This is a genomic window from Variovorax sp. OV700 (genome assembly GCF_900099805.1).
Taxonomy (GTDB): Bacteria; Pseudomonadota; Gammaproteobacteria; order Burkholderiales; family Burkholderiaceae_C; genus Variovorax.
Genome location: NZ_FNDR01000007.1, coordinates 1 through 14,308 on the forward strand (window position 1 = coordinate 1; position 14,308 = coordinate 14,308).

The 14,308-nt window shown below is 65.0% G+C and carries 12 protein-coding genes and 1 tRNA gene; 9 read left to right on the forward strand and 4 right to left on the reverse strand.

What is annotated here, in order from left to right:
- Nucleotides 1–157 precede the first annotated feature (157 nt).
- The 3 genes from BLR24_RS17095 to BLR24_RS17105 all read right to left on the reverse strand — a co-directional run bounded on the left by BLR24_RS17095 (nucleotide 158) and on the right by BLR24_RS17105 (nucleotide 2,768).
- Nucleotides 158–234 (reverse strand) — tRNA-Pro (locus tag BLR24_RS17095).
- Between the two features lie 35 nt (nucleotides 235–269).
- Nucleotides 270–974 (reverse strand): glutathione binding-like protein, encoded by a 705-nt coding sequence (locus tag BLR24_RS17100; RefSeq protein WP_093019008.1) that lies wholly within the window; start codon nucleotides 972–974, stop codon nucleotides 270–272.
- Nucleotides 975–1,088: 114 nt separating this feature from the next.
- Nucleotides 1,089–2,768 carry an FAD-dependent oxidoreductase gene (locus BLR24_RS17105; protein WP_175543294.1) on the reverse strand — a complete coding sequence of 560 codons (1,680 nt, stop codon included), beginning with the start codon at nucleotides 2,766–2,768 and terminating at the stop codon, nucleotides 1,089–1,091.
- A gap of 158 nt (nucleotides 2,769–2,926) precedes the next feature.
- On the opposite strand from BLR24_RS17105, the gene BLR24_RS17110 reads away from it, so the two are divergent.
- The 5 genes from BLR24_RS17110 to BLR24_RS17130 all read left to right on the forward strand — a co-directional run bounded on the left by BLR24_RS17110 (nucleotide 2,927) and on the right by BLR24_RS17130 (nucleotide 8,696).
- Nucleotides 2,927–3,796, forward strand: coding sequence for a GNAT family N-acetyltransferase (locus tag BLR24_RS17110; protein WP_093019012.1), 870 nt, complete (start codon nucleotides 2,927–2,929; stop codon nucleotides 3,794–3,796).
- A 176-nt stretch (nucleotides 3,797–3,972) separates the two neighbouring features.
- On the forward strand, nucleotides 3,973–6,111 hold the full coding sequence (ppk1, locus tag BLR24_RS17115) for a polyphosphate kinase 1 (RefSeq protein WP_254787387.1): 2,139 nt from the start codon (nucleotides 3,973–3,975) through the stop codon (nucleotides 6,109–6,111).
- 19 nt (nucleotides 6,112–6,130) lie between these two features.
- Entirely contained in the window at nucleotides 6,131–6,592 is a 462-nt protein-coding gene (locus tag BLR24_RS17120; RefSeq protein WP_093019016.1) for a SixA phosphatase family protein, read from the forward strand.
- 222 nt (nucleotides 6,593–6,814) lie between these two features.
- Nucleotides 6,815–7,681, forward strand: coding sequence for a hypothetical protein (locus BLR24_RS17125; protein ID WP_093019018.1), 867 nt, complete (start codon nucleotides 6,815–6,817; stop codon nucleotides 7,679–7,681).
- Between the two features lie 199 nt (nucleotides 7,682–7,880).
- Nucleotides 7,881–8,696 carry a hypothetical protein gene (locus BLR24_RS17130; protein WP_254787389.1) on the forward strand — a complete coding sequence of 272 codons (816 nt, stop codon included), beginning with the start codon at nucleotides 7,881–7,883 and terminating at the stop codon, nucleotides 8,694–8,696.
- Between the two features lie 11 nt (nucleotides 8,697–8,707).
- On the opposite strand, the gene BLR24_RS17135 is transcribed toward BLR24_RS17130, so the two are convergent.
- Nucleotides 8,708–10,228, reverse strand: coding sequence for a Ppx/GppA phosphatase family protein (locus tag BLR24_RS17135; protein ID WP_093019022.1), 1,521 nt, complete (start codon nucleotides 10,226–10,228; stop codon nucleotides 8,708–8,710).
- Between the two features lie 251 nt (nucleotides 10,229–10,479).
- Between BLR24_RS17135 and pstS the strand changes: the two genes are divergently transcribed.
- The 4 genes from pstS to pstB are packed head-to-tail and all read left to right on the forward strand — an operon-like array spanning nucleotide 10,480 to nucleotide 14,307.
- Nucleotides 10,480–11,517: a phosphate ABC transporter substrate-binding protein PstS gene (gene pstS, locus BLR24_RS17140; protein ID WP_093019024.1), complete on the forward strand. Its 1,038-nt coding sequence runs from the start codon at nucleotides 10,480–10,482 to the stop codon at nucleotides 11,515–11,517.
- 33 nt (nucleotides 11,518–11,550) lie between these two features.
- Nucleotides 11,551–12,630, forward strand: a complete 1,080-nt coding sequence (pstC, locus tag BLR24_RS17145; RefSeq protein WP_093019026.1) for a phosphate ABC transporter permease subunit PstC — start codon at nucleotides 11,551–11,553, stop codon at nucleotides 12,628–12,630.
- Entirely contained in the window at nucleotides 12,627–13,511 is an 885-nt protein-coding gene (gene pstA, locus BLR24_RS17150) for a phosphate ABC transporter permease PstA (RefSeq protein WP_093019028.1), read from the forward strand. The genes pstC and pstA overlap by 4 nt, the downstream gene beginning before the upstream one ends.
- A 16-nt stretch (nucleotides 13,512–13,527) precedes the next feature.
- A complete protein-coding gene (pstB, locus tag BLR24_RS17155; protein ID WP_021007056.1) occupies nucleotides 13,528–14,307 on the forward strand; it encodes a phosphate ABC transporter ATP-binding protein PstB in 780 nt (259 codons plus the stop codon).
- Nucleotide 14,308 lies beyond the last annotated feature (1 nt).

Below are 14,308 nucleotides of genomic sequence, written 5' to 3' on the forward strand. Positions count from 1 at the left end.
TCATGCGGCGCCTGCTGCGCAGCATCGCCAAGGGGGAGGCAATCACGCAGGACACGTCCACGCTGGAGAATCCGGCCATTCTGGAGCAGTTGTCAGAACGGATTTGAAAAGCAAAACGCCTGCAGCAACTTACGTCACTGCAGGCGTTCACTTTTTTTGGTCGGGGCGAAAGGATTCGAACCTTCGACCCTCTGGTCCCAAACCAGATGCGCTACCAGGCTGCGCTACACCCCGACAAGCCTTCTATTCTAGCCCGGATATCGGGCCTCTCAGCGTTTCTCGTACTGAGTCTTGCCGAAAAGGATCTCGCGCTCCTTGTCGCCGGTGATCGGCTGGCGCAGGTCGGCCAGCACTTTCACGCCGCGCTGCACGGCGGGGCGCGCGGCGATGCCGTCGAACCAGGCCTTCAGATGCGGGTAATCGGTGAGGGTGATGCCCTGGTTTTCCCAGCTGCGCAGCCACGGGAAGATGGCGATGTCGGCAATCGAATAGGTCTTGCCGGCAATGAACTTGTTCTTCGACAACTGCTTGTCGATCACGCCATAGAGGCGCCTGGCTTCGTTGCTGTAGCGCTCGATCGCGTAGCTGATCTTCTCGGGCGCATACATGCGGAAGTGATGCGCTTGCCCGAGCATGGGGCCGACGCCGCCCATCTGGAACATGAGCCACTGCAGGACGTCGTAGCGCTCGCGATCGGTCTTGGGCAGCAGCTTGCCGGTCTTGCCCGCCAGGTAGACGAGGATGGCGCCCGATTCGAAGAGCGAGATCGGCTTGCCGTCCGGACCGTCGGGGTCGGTAATGGCCGGAATCTTGTTGTTGGGGCTGATCTGAAGGAAGTCCGGGGTGAACTGGTCACCCTTGCCGATGTTGATCGGCCGGGCGGTGTACGGCAGGCCGCACTCTTCCAGCATGATGTGAATCTTGTGGCCGTTGGGCGTGGGCCATGAATAGACCTCGATAGGCGATGCGGGCATGTCGCGGGGCTCCAATGTGGGGGTGGGAATTCGAGGGAGGCAGCATATACGCGGCCATTCAAACGCGTGCAGCGCCGGGCATTCGCCGCCCAGGCAACCGGCGGCGTGTCCCCCTCAGGCCACGGCCGAGCTGGATGAAAGATGCTGGTGGATCAGCGCAACCACGGCAGCGCCTTCGCCGATGGCTCCGCCCACGCGCTTGACCGAGCCCGAGCGCACGTCGCCCACGGCAAACACACCCTGCACGCTGGATTCGAGCGTCGCGGCGGCGCGCGCCGGAAAACCACTGCTCGCCGCGCCGCCCGTCAGCACGAAGCCGTGCTTGTCGACCGCGACGCCGCAGCCTTCGAGCCAGCTGGTCTCGGGCTCTGCCCCGACGAAAAGAAAGATGTTGCGCGCCGCGCAATCGTGCTCGTTGCCCGTGGTCTGGCAGCGCCAAGTCGCACCCGTGAGGCCTTGCTCGGAACCGCCGTTCAGCTTCACCAGCTGGGTGTGCGGATGCAGTTCGATGTTGGGCGTGGCCTCGATGCGATCGATCAGGTAGCGCGACATGCTGGCCGCGAGCGAGGGGCCGCGCACCAGCACGTTGACCTTGGCCGCATGGCGCGACAGGAACACCGCCGCCTGGCCCGCCGAATTGCCGCCGCCGACCAGCGCCACCTCTTGCTGCGAACAAAGCTTGGCTTCGATGGCCGACGCCCAGTACCAGATGCCGCGCCCCTCGAATTCGGAGAGCCTTGGCACGTCGGGCCGGCGGTAGCGTGCGCCGCTGGCAATCACCACCGTGCGTGCGTTGATGGTGCGGCCGTCGGCAAGGGCGATGCGCAGGCTGCCGATGGGGTTATTGCGCGTGCAGTCCAGCGACTTGACCTTGGCCGGGATCAGCATCTCCACGCCGAACTTCTGCGCCTGCACGAAGGCACGGCCCGCCAGCGCCTGCCCCGAGATGCCGGTGGGAAAGCCCAGGTAGTTCTCGATGCGCGCGCTGGCACCGGCCTGGCCGCCAAAGGCGCGGCAGTCGAGCACGATCACGCGCAGGCCCTCAGAGGCCGCATACACCGCGGTTGCCAATCCGGCGGGGCCGGCACCGACCACGGCCACGTCGAACAGCTCGTCGTGCTCTTCCGTGTCGACCATGCCCAGGCAGCGCGCCAGCGCATCCTCCGCCGGATTGACCAGTACCGAGCCATCAGGGCACACGGCCAGCAACTTGCAGGTGCCGTACTGTTCCAGCAGCGCCGCGGCATCAGGATCTTCCGCCGCATCGACCAAGTGATAGGGGTGGCCGTTGCGGCGAAGAAAGTTCTCCAGCCGGGCCATGTCGGGCGACTGCGGCTGGCCGATCAGCACCGGCCCGCTGGCGCCGGATTCGATCAGCGCCACGCGCCGAAGGATCAGCGCGCGGGTGATGCGCTCGCCGAGATCGGCCTCCGCCACGAGAAGCGCGCGCAACTGCGCGGGCGGCACGATCAGCGCTTCGACTTCTTCTTCGGCGTGGCCATCGACCAGGGCAGGGCGGCCGCTCAACTGGCCCACTTCGGCAAGAAATTCGCCCGGGCCCTGGCGCACGATGGGCACCACGTGCCCCAGGCCGTCGCGTTGCGTGACCGCCACCACGCCCTTGAGCAGAACGAACATGCCCGGGCTCGTTTCCCCGGCGGTAAACAGGCGCTCTCCGCGCGCAAAGCGCTGCACGGTTCCGAAGTGCGCAATGCGCGCGATTTCGGTATCGCTGAGAACGGGAAATGTCTGGTGAAGACGGTTGTCCAGATTGCTGCTTGCGGCTGTGGCCATGTACAGAAGCTCCTTGTCGCGGACCCATCGCATTAGACAACCAAGCGGCCTTCTCATGCGAGACGAACACGCTGTAACCCCCGTCATGCAAATGCAATGCCACTGACATGCCCCTTTCACCGCAGGTGCAGAGACTCCATCGGCAGAAAGGGTTCCCCATGAAAGAACTGCCCAACCCGACATTTCCGCTGTCGCAGATCGGACTGCGTGCCGCCTGGTGGCCGGCTCCGGCCGCCGCGCGCACGGCGGTGCCTGAGGCGCCCGCTGCCGTGCCAGTCCCGCCGGTGGTCGTCGATACCAAGCAAGGCATCACCGTGAGCTGGGCGCGCCACCTGGACGAAGTGCGTGCGGCGCAGCGCCTGCGTCACCAGGTCTTCGTCGGCGAAATGGGCGCTCGCGTGAGCACGCCGCTGGCGGGCCACGACATCGACCTGTTCGACGACTTCTGCGAGCACCTGCTGGTGCGCGAAGAACTCACGCAGCAAGTGATTGGTACTTACCGCGTACTCACGCCGGCCCAGGCCCGTCGCGTGGGCAGCACCTACAGCGACACCGAGTTCGACCTGACCCGCCTGCGTGACCTGCGCGAGCGCATGGTCGAGCTGGGCCGCAGCTGCGTGCACCCGGACCATCGCCAGGGCGGCGTGATCCTCGCGCTGTGGGGTGCCCTGGCCGGTTTCATGCATCGCAACAAGCTCGACACCATGATCGGCTGCGCGAGCATTCCCATGTCGCACAACGGCATGACCAGCGGCGATGCAGCGGCCAGCATCTGGCGCCAGCTGTCGGCCAGCCACATGGCGCCGATCCAGTACCAGGTGCAGCCGCGCCTGCCGCTGCCGGTCGAAAGGCTCGACAGCGCGCTCGACGTGGAGCCGCCCGCGCTCATCAAGGGTTACCTGCGCCTGGGCGCCAAGGTGCTGGGTGCGCCGGCCTGGGACCCGGACTTCAACACCGCGGACCTGCCGATGCTGATGCGCATCGACGACCTGCCGGCGCGTTATCGCAAGCACTTTCTGGGCGCATGAAACCAGCGGTTGCCCGGCCCGCCGCCAGGCCATCCGCCCCGTCGCCGAGTGCAGGGGAGCTCAGCGCGGAGGAGTCTGCGTCACAGGATCGTCATGGAAACGTCACAAACGAGGGCGACACTGTCATATTTCAGCCTACGTGTGCTCCCGTGCCCCTTGCTCCAGAATCAGTGCCCATGCAATCAGCTCCCGCTGACAGGACGCCCGCGGTCGCGGCATCGGCGCTCCCGCTGCTCGATCGCGATCACAGCATCCTGTCTTTCAATGAGCGCGTGCTCGACTGGGCTCACCGGCCCGAGGTTCCGCTGATCGAGCGGCTTCGCTACCTGTGCATTGTTTCGTCCAATCTTGACGAGTTCTTCGAAGTTCGAGCCGCGCCGCACCTGATTGCCAGCAGTGCCGGAGACCAGAAGGGCAGCTATACGATCGAGTCGTTCGAGCGCCTGGCCGAGGCAGCCCACGCGCTGGTGGCGCGCCAGTACGCACTCTACAACGACGAGCTGATGCCGACCTTTGCAAAGCACGGCATCCACATCATTTCGCACGGCGAACGCAACGCGGCCCAGCGCAAATGGGTCAGCGAATATTTCGAGCGCGAGGTGCGCCCGCTGCTGATTCCCGTTGGCCTGGACCCGGCGCACCCGTTTCCGCAGGTGGCCAACAAGTCGCTCAACTTCATCGTGCGGCTCGGCGGCAAGGACGCCTTCGGGCGCGAAAACCCGATCCAGATCGTCAAGGTGCCGCGTGTGCTGCCGCGCGTGATCCGCATGCCGGCCAAGGTGTCCGACGGCAAGACGCTGTTCGTGGCACTTTCGAGCGTGGTGCGCGCGCATCTCTCGAGCATGTTCCCGGGGCGCGAGGTGGGCGACTTCTCGCAGTTCCGCGTCACCCGGCACTCCGACCTTGCGGTGGACGAGGAAGACGTCAAGAACCTGCGCACGGCCCTGCGCCAGGGACTGCAGCATCGGCATTACGGACAGGCCGTTCGGCTCGAGGTGTCTGCCAGCTGCGCCGAATCGCTCGCGAGCTTTCTGCTGGCGCAGTTCAACCTGCCCGCGCAGGCGCTCTACCGCGTGCATGGCCCGGTCAACCTGGCCCGGCTGACCCAACTGATCGATCTGCTGGAGGAACCGCAGCTGCTCTTCCCGGCGTACTCTGCGTCGTATCCCGTCACGCTGTCTCCGGTGCAGTCGTTCTTCGAGCGGCTGCAGCGCGGCGACGTGCTGATCCACCAGCCCTTCGAGAGCTTCGACGGCGTGCTCGCTTTCCTGCGCGAAGCGGTGCAAGACCCGCAGGTGCTGGCCATCAAGCAGACCATCTACCGCACGGGCACCGACTCGGAGCTGATGGACCTGCTGCGCGAAGCCGTGCGCCGCGGCAAGGAAGTGACGGTGGTGGTGGAGCTCAAGGCCCGCTTCGACGAAGAGGCCAACATCAACTGGGCCGAAATGCTGGAATCGATCGGCGCGCAGGTGGTGTATGGCGTGGTCGGCCTGAAGACGCACGCCAAGATGCTGCTCGTGACGCGCCGCGAAGGCAAGCAGATGCGCCGCTACGGCCATCTCTCCACCGGCAACTACAACCCGCGCACCGCCAGGCTCTACACGGACATCAGCCACCTGACGGCCGACCCGCTGCTGACGGCCGACATGGAAGCGGTGTTCGTGCACCTTGCCAGCCAGAGCCGGCTGCCCAAGCTCAACCGCATGTGGCTGGCGCCGTTCGATCTGCACAAGAATCTCGTCTCGCAGATCGATGCGCTGGGCCTGGCCGCTTCCACCGGCGTGCCCACGCGCATCGTGGCCAAGATGAATGCGCTGACCGATGAGCAACTGGTCGCCGCGCTCATGCGTGCGGGCCAGAGCGGCGTGAAGATCGACCTCATCGTGCGCGGCGCCTGCACCTTGCCGGCGCAGGTGCCGGGGTTGACGGACAACATCCGCGTGCGTTCGGTGATCGGACGTTTTCTCGAGCACTCGCGGGTTTTCTATTTTCGCAATGGGGAGGAAGAGTCGCTCTACCTCTCGAGCGCCGACTGGATGAATCGCAACATGATGCGGCGCGTCGAACTGGCCTGGCCGGTGACCGATCCAGGCCTTCGCCAGCGTCTGATCGACGAATGCCTGGTGGCATACCTGCACGACGGCCGCGATGCCTGGGACCTGGGAGGCGATGGAATCTACACGCGCGTCGACCGCGACACCCATCCGGGCGAGGCGGGCGCCTCGCGCGTCATCGAAGCGCATGGCGCTCAGACCGCGCTGATGAACCGATATGCATTGCGAGGCCACCACTCCGATGCATCCAGCAACTGACGACCGAAGGACGACGACCATGGACTTGATCTTCTGGCGCCATGCCGAAGCCGAGGACTGGACCGAAGGCTGCGACGACCTGCAGCGCTCCCTTACGGCGCGTGGCGAAAAGCAGGCCAAGCGCATGGCCAGCTGGCTCGACCGGCAACTGCCCGACGGCACGCGCATCATCTGCAGCCCTGCACGGCGCTGCGAGCAGACCGTGCTCGCCCTCGGCCGCAAATACAAACTGCGCTCCGAACTCGCGCCGGACACCACGCCCGAGGCCATGCTGGGCGCGGCCGGCTGGCCGAATGGCAAGTCGGTGGTGCTGATGGTCGGCCACCAGCCATCGGTGGGGCAGGCCATTTCGCTGCTTCTCGGCTTGAAGCAGGACAGCTGCCCGGTTCGCAAGGGTTCCCTGTGGTGGATCCGGACCCGCGAACGCGACGGCGACGTGCAGACCGTGGTGGTCACGGTGCAGTCGCCCGAGCTTCTCTAGCTGCAAGAGCCGTCTTTCAGGCCGATTCCCACCGGCGCTTCAAGACAGGCGCTTTGTCATGGGGGCGGCCAGAGGTAGCGGGGCGCTTGTCTCCCGGGAAAAGGTGCGCACCGCTCATGTGCGCATGCGGCGCAATTTCTACAGTGACTCCACGGCAAAAACGCCTTGACCCGATGACGGGCGAGAAGCGGTGCCGTTCGGCCACCTCACTGGGGAACTCGCATGAAACTGCTCCACCCGCTGCCAAAAAGCTTCACGAACATGCTGCGCCGAGACGCCAGCATGTCGTTGAATATGCTGACGCTTCTGCTCGTTGCCGCAGCCCTTCTGTCGGGCTGTGCGACGAACACGTCCCAGCCTGTGCTGAAAGCCCGCTACGAAGCTGCCCGCTCGATCGAGAAGGTCGAACTCATCTACAACGAGGAAGACCAGCTCATCGTCACGGACGGTGGCGGCTCCGGACTGACGGGCTTCGCGGGGCTCCTTGGGCCTATCGGCGCGATATTGGCTCTGACCGTTGACACCAGCAGCCGGATGGGCATGGCCGCACGCACCGACCAGCGCAGCAAGGAGTTCACAGCGGCTTTGAAGAGCAGCGGCGCGGCCATGACACTCAACAGACAATTCGCGGAGCAACTCGCAACGCGCCTGCGGAACAGTGGCCGCGAGGTGAAAGTGACGCCTTTCATGCGCGCGACCGGGCAGCTCGCCGAGATGCAGGTGCCCGAACTCCGTCCCACGCCAGGCTACAGCACGCTGATCCTGCGAATCACGACGGCGTACAGCGCCGCCGATGCCACGTCGAGCTTCAAGCCGTTCGTGCTGGTCGAGCAACTGCTGCGCAACGAGCAGCAGGCAGTAATCCATCAGGCATCCAGCTTCGCTGATGTGACTGAGCCGGCCTACTTCATGTACGACGGCTTGCTCAAGGACACCGCAGGTGCTCATAAAGGGCTGAAGCAGGGGCTCGACCGGGTCGTGCAGCCGGCCTATGCAGGCATGTTCGGAGACGACGAGCCGCGCACGGCCCGCTCGGCCACCACCCAAACCGCTGCCTCGACCCGCACTGAAGCTGCTCAAGCCCGCTGAGCTCCGTGCGCAATGCATGAGAACTTTGTAATTAAAAAACAGCGTCTAATGAGAACTTTTTAACGAAGTTCAAGGAGCCAAGACAAGGCGAGGGTGGCATACTCGTCCGAGCCTGATGCATTTGGTCACAATTGGCATCGATAATTTACAACTACATGAGCGGCGAACACTGACGTAGCCGTCGTTCACCGCAATCGCCATGAAAACGCTTGTTCCCCTGCTCGTTGCTGCGGCCCTCATGGCTGGGTGCGCGACCAATGCGCCGCAGACCGCGCTGAAGCCGCGCCCCGATGCCACCCGGTCGCTTGCGAAGATCGAACTCTTTTACAACGAGGAAGACCAGTTCACTGTGGTGGACGGCGGCGGGTCCGCCATCGTGGGCTTTGCCGGGCTTCTGGGGCCGGTCGGTACGCTGGTGGCGCTCGGTTTCGAAGTCGGTAGCCGGGCGACCCTGGCCAGCCGGACGGAGCGGCGCAGCAAGGAGTTCATGGCGGCAGTGAAGAACGACGGCACGGCGGCCACGTCCCTCACCCTCAGCCGGCAGTTCGCAGAACAATTCGCAGCGCGCCTGCGGGAGAGCGGCCGCGAGGTGAAGCTGACGCCCGCCTTCCGCGTCAACGGGCCACTGGCCGAGATGCAGGCACTGGGACATCGGCCCACGCCCGGCTACAGCACGTTGACGATGCGGATCACCGCGGCGTACGGCGCACCCGATGCCACGTCGAGTTTCAAGCCGTTTGTCGCCGTCGAGCAATTGCTGAGAAACGAGCAGCAGGTCGTCGTGTACCAGTCGACCCACACCGCCGACCTGGAGGAGCCCGCCTACTTCATGTATGACGGCCTGCTCCAGGACGCCAGGGGGGCCCGTGAAGGACTGAGGCAGGGCTTTGCCCAGGCGGTGCGGCCCGCCTATTCCGTCATGTTCGGCGGAGACGAGCCGCACCTGGCCGGCGCCGCCGAGCCCACGCGGACGGCCGGCCTCGACGCAGCCTCAGGTCAAAGTGAAATGAAATGAAGTGAGGCGCGTCAGCAGCCGCTGAGTTCCACGCGCCAGCTGCTGGTCTTCTGCCAGGCCAGCACTTCTTCCCGCAGCAGGTGTGCGGACTGCGGATAGGCGTCGGCCCAGTCGGGCGCGCAGGCGATCGTGAAAGCCCTGGCGCCCAGCGCCGCGAGATGCAGCGCCTCTGGGTCGGGATCGCGGCGCGCGTGGCACAGGATCACCGCAAGGCGCAGCGACAGCAGCTGCATCACGAAGGTCTCGTCTTCCAGTGCGGCGTCGAGCTTGCGCAGCTTTCCGCGCTGCCCCAGCACCAGCTGGCCGAGCGCATGCAGCTCGTTGACGGCAAAGCCGGGCGCGTCGGTGTTGTCGAGGATGTAGGCGCCGTGCTTGTGATAGTCGCTGTGAGAAACCAGCGTGCCGATCTCGTGCAGCTGGGCCGCCCAGCCGAGCTTGCGCATCGCGCGACCGGCGCGGCTTCCTGAACTGCCGCCACGCGCGGCAGGTGCGAGCTGCGCGAACAATGCCGCGGCCGTTTCGCCCACCCGCCTGGCCTGGGCCGTATCGACCGAGAACCGGGTGGCCAGCCGCGCCACGGTGGCGGTGCGCATGTCGGCCACGCTTTCGTCGCGCTCGAGCAATTCGTAGAGCACGCCGTGGCGCAGCGCGCCCTGGGCCACCTTCATTTCGTCGATGTCCAGCAGTTCGAACACCGCGCGCAGCACGCTCACGCCACCACCGATCACCGGCTTGCGGTCTTCGCGCATGCCGTCGATGCGCAGCTTGTCGGTGCTGCCAGCCTTGAGCAGGCGGTCGACCAGCCAGTTGAGGCCGTCGCGCGTGATCAGGCCCGGCTCTCCGCCGGCCGCTGCCAGCACGTCGCCCACCGCGCCGATGGTGCCGGATGCGCCATAGGCCACGTCCCATTGGTCGCGGGTGTAGCTCGAGAGCGCGTCGTCGAGCACGGCCTTGGCGGCCACCTCGGCGGCCCGGAATGCGGCCGGGGTGAAGAGGCCTTCCGCGAAGTGCTTCATCGACCAGGCGACGCTGCCGACGCGGTAGGACTCCATCAGCTCGGCGTCCAGCGCGCGGCCGATGATCATTTCGGTGGAGCGCCCGCCGATGTCCACCACCAGCCGGCGTTCCCGGTCGGAGGCATCGGTGTGCGGCAGCATGTGCGCCACGCCCTGGTAGATAAGGCGGGCTTCTTCCCGGCCTGGAATCACATCGATGCCAAAACCCAGGATGGTGCGCGCGCGCAACAAGAATTCTTCGCGGTTGCGGGCTTCGCGCAAGGTCTGGGTGGCCACGGCGCGCACCTGCGAGCGCTTGAACCCGGCCAGTCGCTCGCCAAAACGGGCGAGCGCGTCCCAGCCGCGCTGCATGGCTTCCGGCGTGAGGTTTCGGGCGCTGTCCAGGCCGTTGCCCTGGCGCACCGTTTCCTTGAGGTATTCGGTGCGGTGGATCTGGCCGTGGTCGACCTGTCCGATCTCGAGCCTGAAGCTGTTGGAGCCGAGATCGACTGCGGCGAGGCGGGTGCCGTTTTGCATGTAGTTGTAGTGAAGAGGGCGGTGTCTCTGATCGTAGCGCCGTGACAGGTGCGCCACCCCCGGAATCGCCGGCGGCGAGGTTCCGAAGGCTAGGTGCGGGAAATGACGGTTGTGTGACAGCGTCACACAAGCCGCAGAGGAAACGGCGCCATTTTCCCTCTGTGGCGGGGTGTCACACCGATGTCACACAAGCTTTCTAGAGTCCGTTTCAAGCCCGAAAGGGACTACTTCTTATTTCTAACGGAAGCTCTATGAAAACGACGTTCAAATTTGCAGCTGCCGGCCTCGTGGCCGCGGTCTTCGCCCAAGTTCCCGCTTTCGCACAAGACGTGACCGGCGCCGGCGCCAGCTTTCCGGCGCCGCTGTACGCCAAGTGGGCCTCCGATTTCAACAAGGCCACCGGCGTCAAGATCAACTACCAATCGGTCGGTTCGGGCGCGGGCTTGAAGCAGATCGAAGCCAAGACGGTCGATTTCGGCGCTTCCGATGCGCCCCTGAAGGACGACGAACTCCAGTCCAAGGGCCTGATGCAGTTCCCCACCGTCATCGGCGGCGTGATTCCCGTGGTCAACATCCCCGGCATCAAGCCGGGCGAATTGAAGCTCAACGGCCAGGTCCTGGGCGACATCTACCTGGGCAAGATCACCAAGTGGAACGACCCCGCCATCAAGGCGCTGAATGGCTCGCTGGCCCTGCCGGACGCCGCCATTGCGCCGGTTCGCCGCGCCGACGGCTCGGGCACCAGCTTCCTGTTCACCAACTACCTGAGCAAGGTCAACGCCGAGTGGAAGACCAAGGTCGGCGAGGGCACAGCCGTGAACTGGCCGACCGGCGCGGGTGGCAAGGGCAATGAAGGCGTTGCTGCTTTCGTGAATCGCCTGCCCAACTCGATTGGCTATGTCGAGTACGCGTACGTCAAGCAGAACAAGATGAACTTTGCCCAGCTGCAGAACGCGGCCGGCAACTTCGTCTCGCCCGAAGACACGGCCTTCAAGGCCGCCGCCGCCGGCGCCGACTGGAACAAGAGCTTCTACCAGGTGCTGACCAACCAGGCCGGCAAGGACGCATGGCCCATCACCGGCGCCACCTTCATCCTGATGCACAAGGTGCAGGACAAGCCCGCCAACGCGACCACTGTGCTCAAGTTCTTCGACTGGGCCTACAAGGGTGGCGACAAGACGGCCGACGATCTCGACTACGTGCCGATGCCCGATGCCGTGAAGGCCACGATCGCCAAGGCATGGGGTGAAGTGAAGGACGCATCGGGCAAGCCGGTCGCCTTCAAGTAAGCCATCAACCATCCAGTCAAGAACGGCGCATCCATGAGCAGCTCTTCGCTCCAGGATGCGCCGCATTCGTCATTGCCGGAGCGACCCGTGTCATCCACTTTTCCTGCTTCCGCATCCACGCTCGACCTCGCGGCCGAACGCGGCCGCGCCACCGCCCCACCGCCCGCCAAGGCGCCGCGCTCGGGCCCCATGGCCGACCGCCTGTTCGGCTGGGCCGCCAAGGGCGCCGCGCTGCTCACGCTCGCGATGCTGATCGGCATCCTGATGTCGCTGATCGTCGGCGCCTGGCCCGCCATCTCGAAGTACGGCCTCGGCTTTCTCACCAGCAGCGTGTGGGACCCGGTGCAGAACGAGTACGGCGGCCTGGTCATGATCTACGGCACGCTGGCCACGTCGATCATCGCGCTGGTGATCGCGGTGCCGGTGAGCTTCGGCATTGCGCTGTTCCTCACCGAGCTGTCGCCCAACTGGCTCAAGCGGCCGCTGGGCACGGCCATCGAATTGCTCGCCGCCGTGCCTTCGATCGTGTACGGCATGTGGGGCCTCCTGGTGTTCGGCCCGATCCTGTCGGCCTGGGTGCAGCAGCCGCTGCAGAAGCTGCTTGCAGGCGTGCCGTACCTCGGCGCGCTGGTGTCGGGTCCGCCCGTGGGCATCGGCATTCTTTCGGCCGGCATCATCCTCGCGATCATGATCATCCCGTTCATCGCCTCGGTGATGCGCGATGTGTTCGAAGTGACGCCGCCGCTGCTCAAGGAGTCGGCCTACGGTCTCGGCTCCACGACCTGGGAAGTGGTCTCGAAGGTCGTGCTGCCCTACACCAAGGCCGGCGTGATCGGCGGGATCATGCTCGGCCTCGGCCGGGCGCTGGGTGAAACGATGGCGGTCACCTTCGTGATCGGCAACATGAACCAGCTCAATTCGCTTTCCGTGTTCGAGGCTGCCAACAGCATCACCTCGGCACTTGCCAACGAGTTTGCCGAAGCCGGCGCGGGCCTGCACCAGGCTGCGCTGATGTATCTCGGCCTGGTGCTGTTCTTCATCACCTTCGTCGTGCTGACGCTCTCGAAGGTGCTGCTGGCCCAGATGAAGAAGAGCGAAGGGACGAAGTTGTGAGCACTGCTGAAAGCCTCTTGAGCGCAAAGGCGCTCGCCGAAACCCGCCAGGCCAAGTTTGCCGCGCGCAACCGCGTCAACAAGATCGCGCTCACGCTGTCGCTCGCGGCGATGGTGTTCGGCGTGTTCTGGCTCATCTGGATCCTGTGGGAGACGCTGCGCCTGGGTCTCGGCGGCCTGGCGCTTGCCACCTTCACCGAAATGACGCCGCCGCCGAACGAGGCGGGCGGCATCGCGAACGCGATCTTCGGCTCGTTCGTGATGGTGGCGCTGGCCACCTTCGTGGGCACTCCCATCGGCATCATGGCCGGCATCTACCTGGCCGAGTACAACCCCAAGGGCTGGCTGTCATCGGTGACGCGCTTCGTCAACGACATTCTGCTGTCGGCGCCGTCGATCGTGATCGGCCTGTTCGTCTACGCCGTGGTGGTGGCCTACTTCAAGACCTTCTCGGGTCTGGCGGGTGCGCTGTCGCTCGCTCTGATCGTGATTCCGGTGGTGATTCGCACCACAGAGAACATGCTGCAACTGGTGCCGCCGGGGTTGCGTGAAGCGGCCTATGCGCTCGGCACCCCGAAGTGGAAAGTGATCCTGAGCATCACGCTGCGCGCCGCGCGTGCCGGTGTGGTCACGGGTGTGCTGCTGGCCGTGGCCCGCATTGCCGGCGAAACCGCTCCGCTGCTCTTCACCGCGCTGAACAACCAGTTCTGGACCGCCGACCTGAGCCAGCCGATGGCCAGCCTGCCGGTGACGATCTTCAAGTTTGCGATGAGTCCGTACGAGAACTGGCAACAGCTGGCCTGGGCCGGTGTGTTCCTGATCACCGTGGCCGTGCTCGCACTCAACATCCTGGCGCGCGTCCTCACGCGCAACAAACACTGATTCAAGAAAGGCAACCATGCCAAACACCGTCGCACAACCGTCGCGCTCGAAGATCTCGGTCAAGGACCTGAACTTCTACTACGGCAAGTTCCACGCACTCAAGGGCATCAACCTCGAGATCCCCGAGAACAAGGTCACGGCCTTCATCGGCCCGTCGGGCTGCGGCAAGTCGACCCTGCTGCGCACCTTCAACCGCATGTTCGAGCTCTACCCCGAGCAGCGCGCCGAAGGCACCATTGCCCTGGACGGCGAGAACCTGCTCACCTCCAAGCAGGACGTGGCGCTGATCCGCGCCAAGGTCGGCATGGTGTTCCAGAAGCCCACGCCGTTCCCGATGTCGATCTACGACAACATCGCCTTCGGCGTGAAGCTGTTCGAGAATCTGAGTGCGAGCGAAATGGACGACCGCGTGGAGTGGGCGCTCAAGAAGGCCGCTCTCTGGACCGAGGTGCGCGACAAGCTGCAGCAAAGCGGCTCGGGCCTTTCCGGCGGCCAGCAGCAGCGCCTGTGCATTGCCCGCGGCATTGCCATCAAGCCCGAGGTGCTGTTGCTCGATGAACCTTGCTCCGCACTCGACCCGATTTCGACCGCGAAGATCGAGGAGTTGATCGCCGAACTCAAGAACGAGTACACCGTGGTCATCGTGACGCACAACATGCAGCAGGCCGCACGCTGCAGCGACTACACCGCCTACATGTACCTGGGCGACCTGATCGAGTTCGGCGCGACGGAACAGATGTTCTTCAAGCCGCAGCGCAAGGAGACCGAGGACTACATCACAGGCCGTTTCGGCTGAT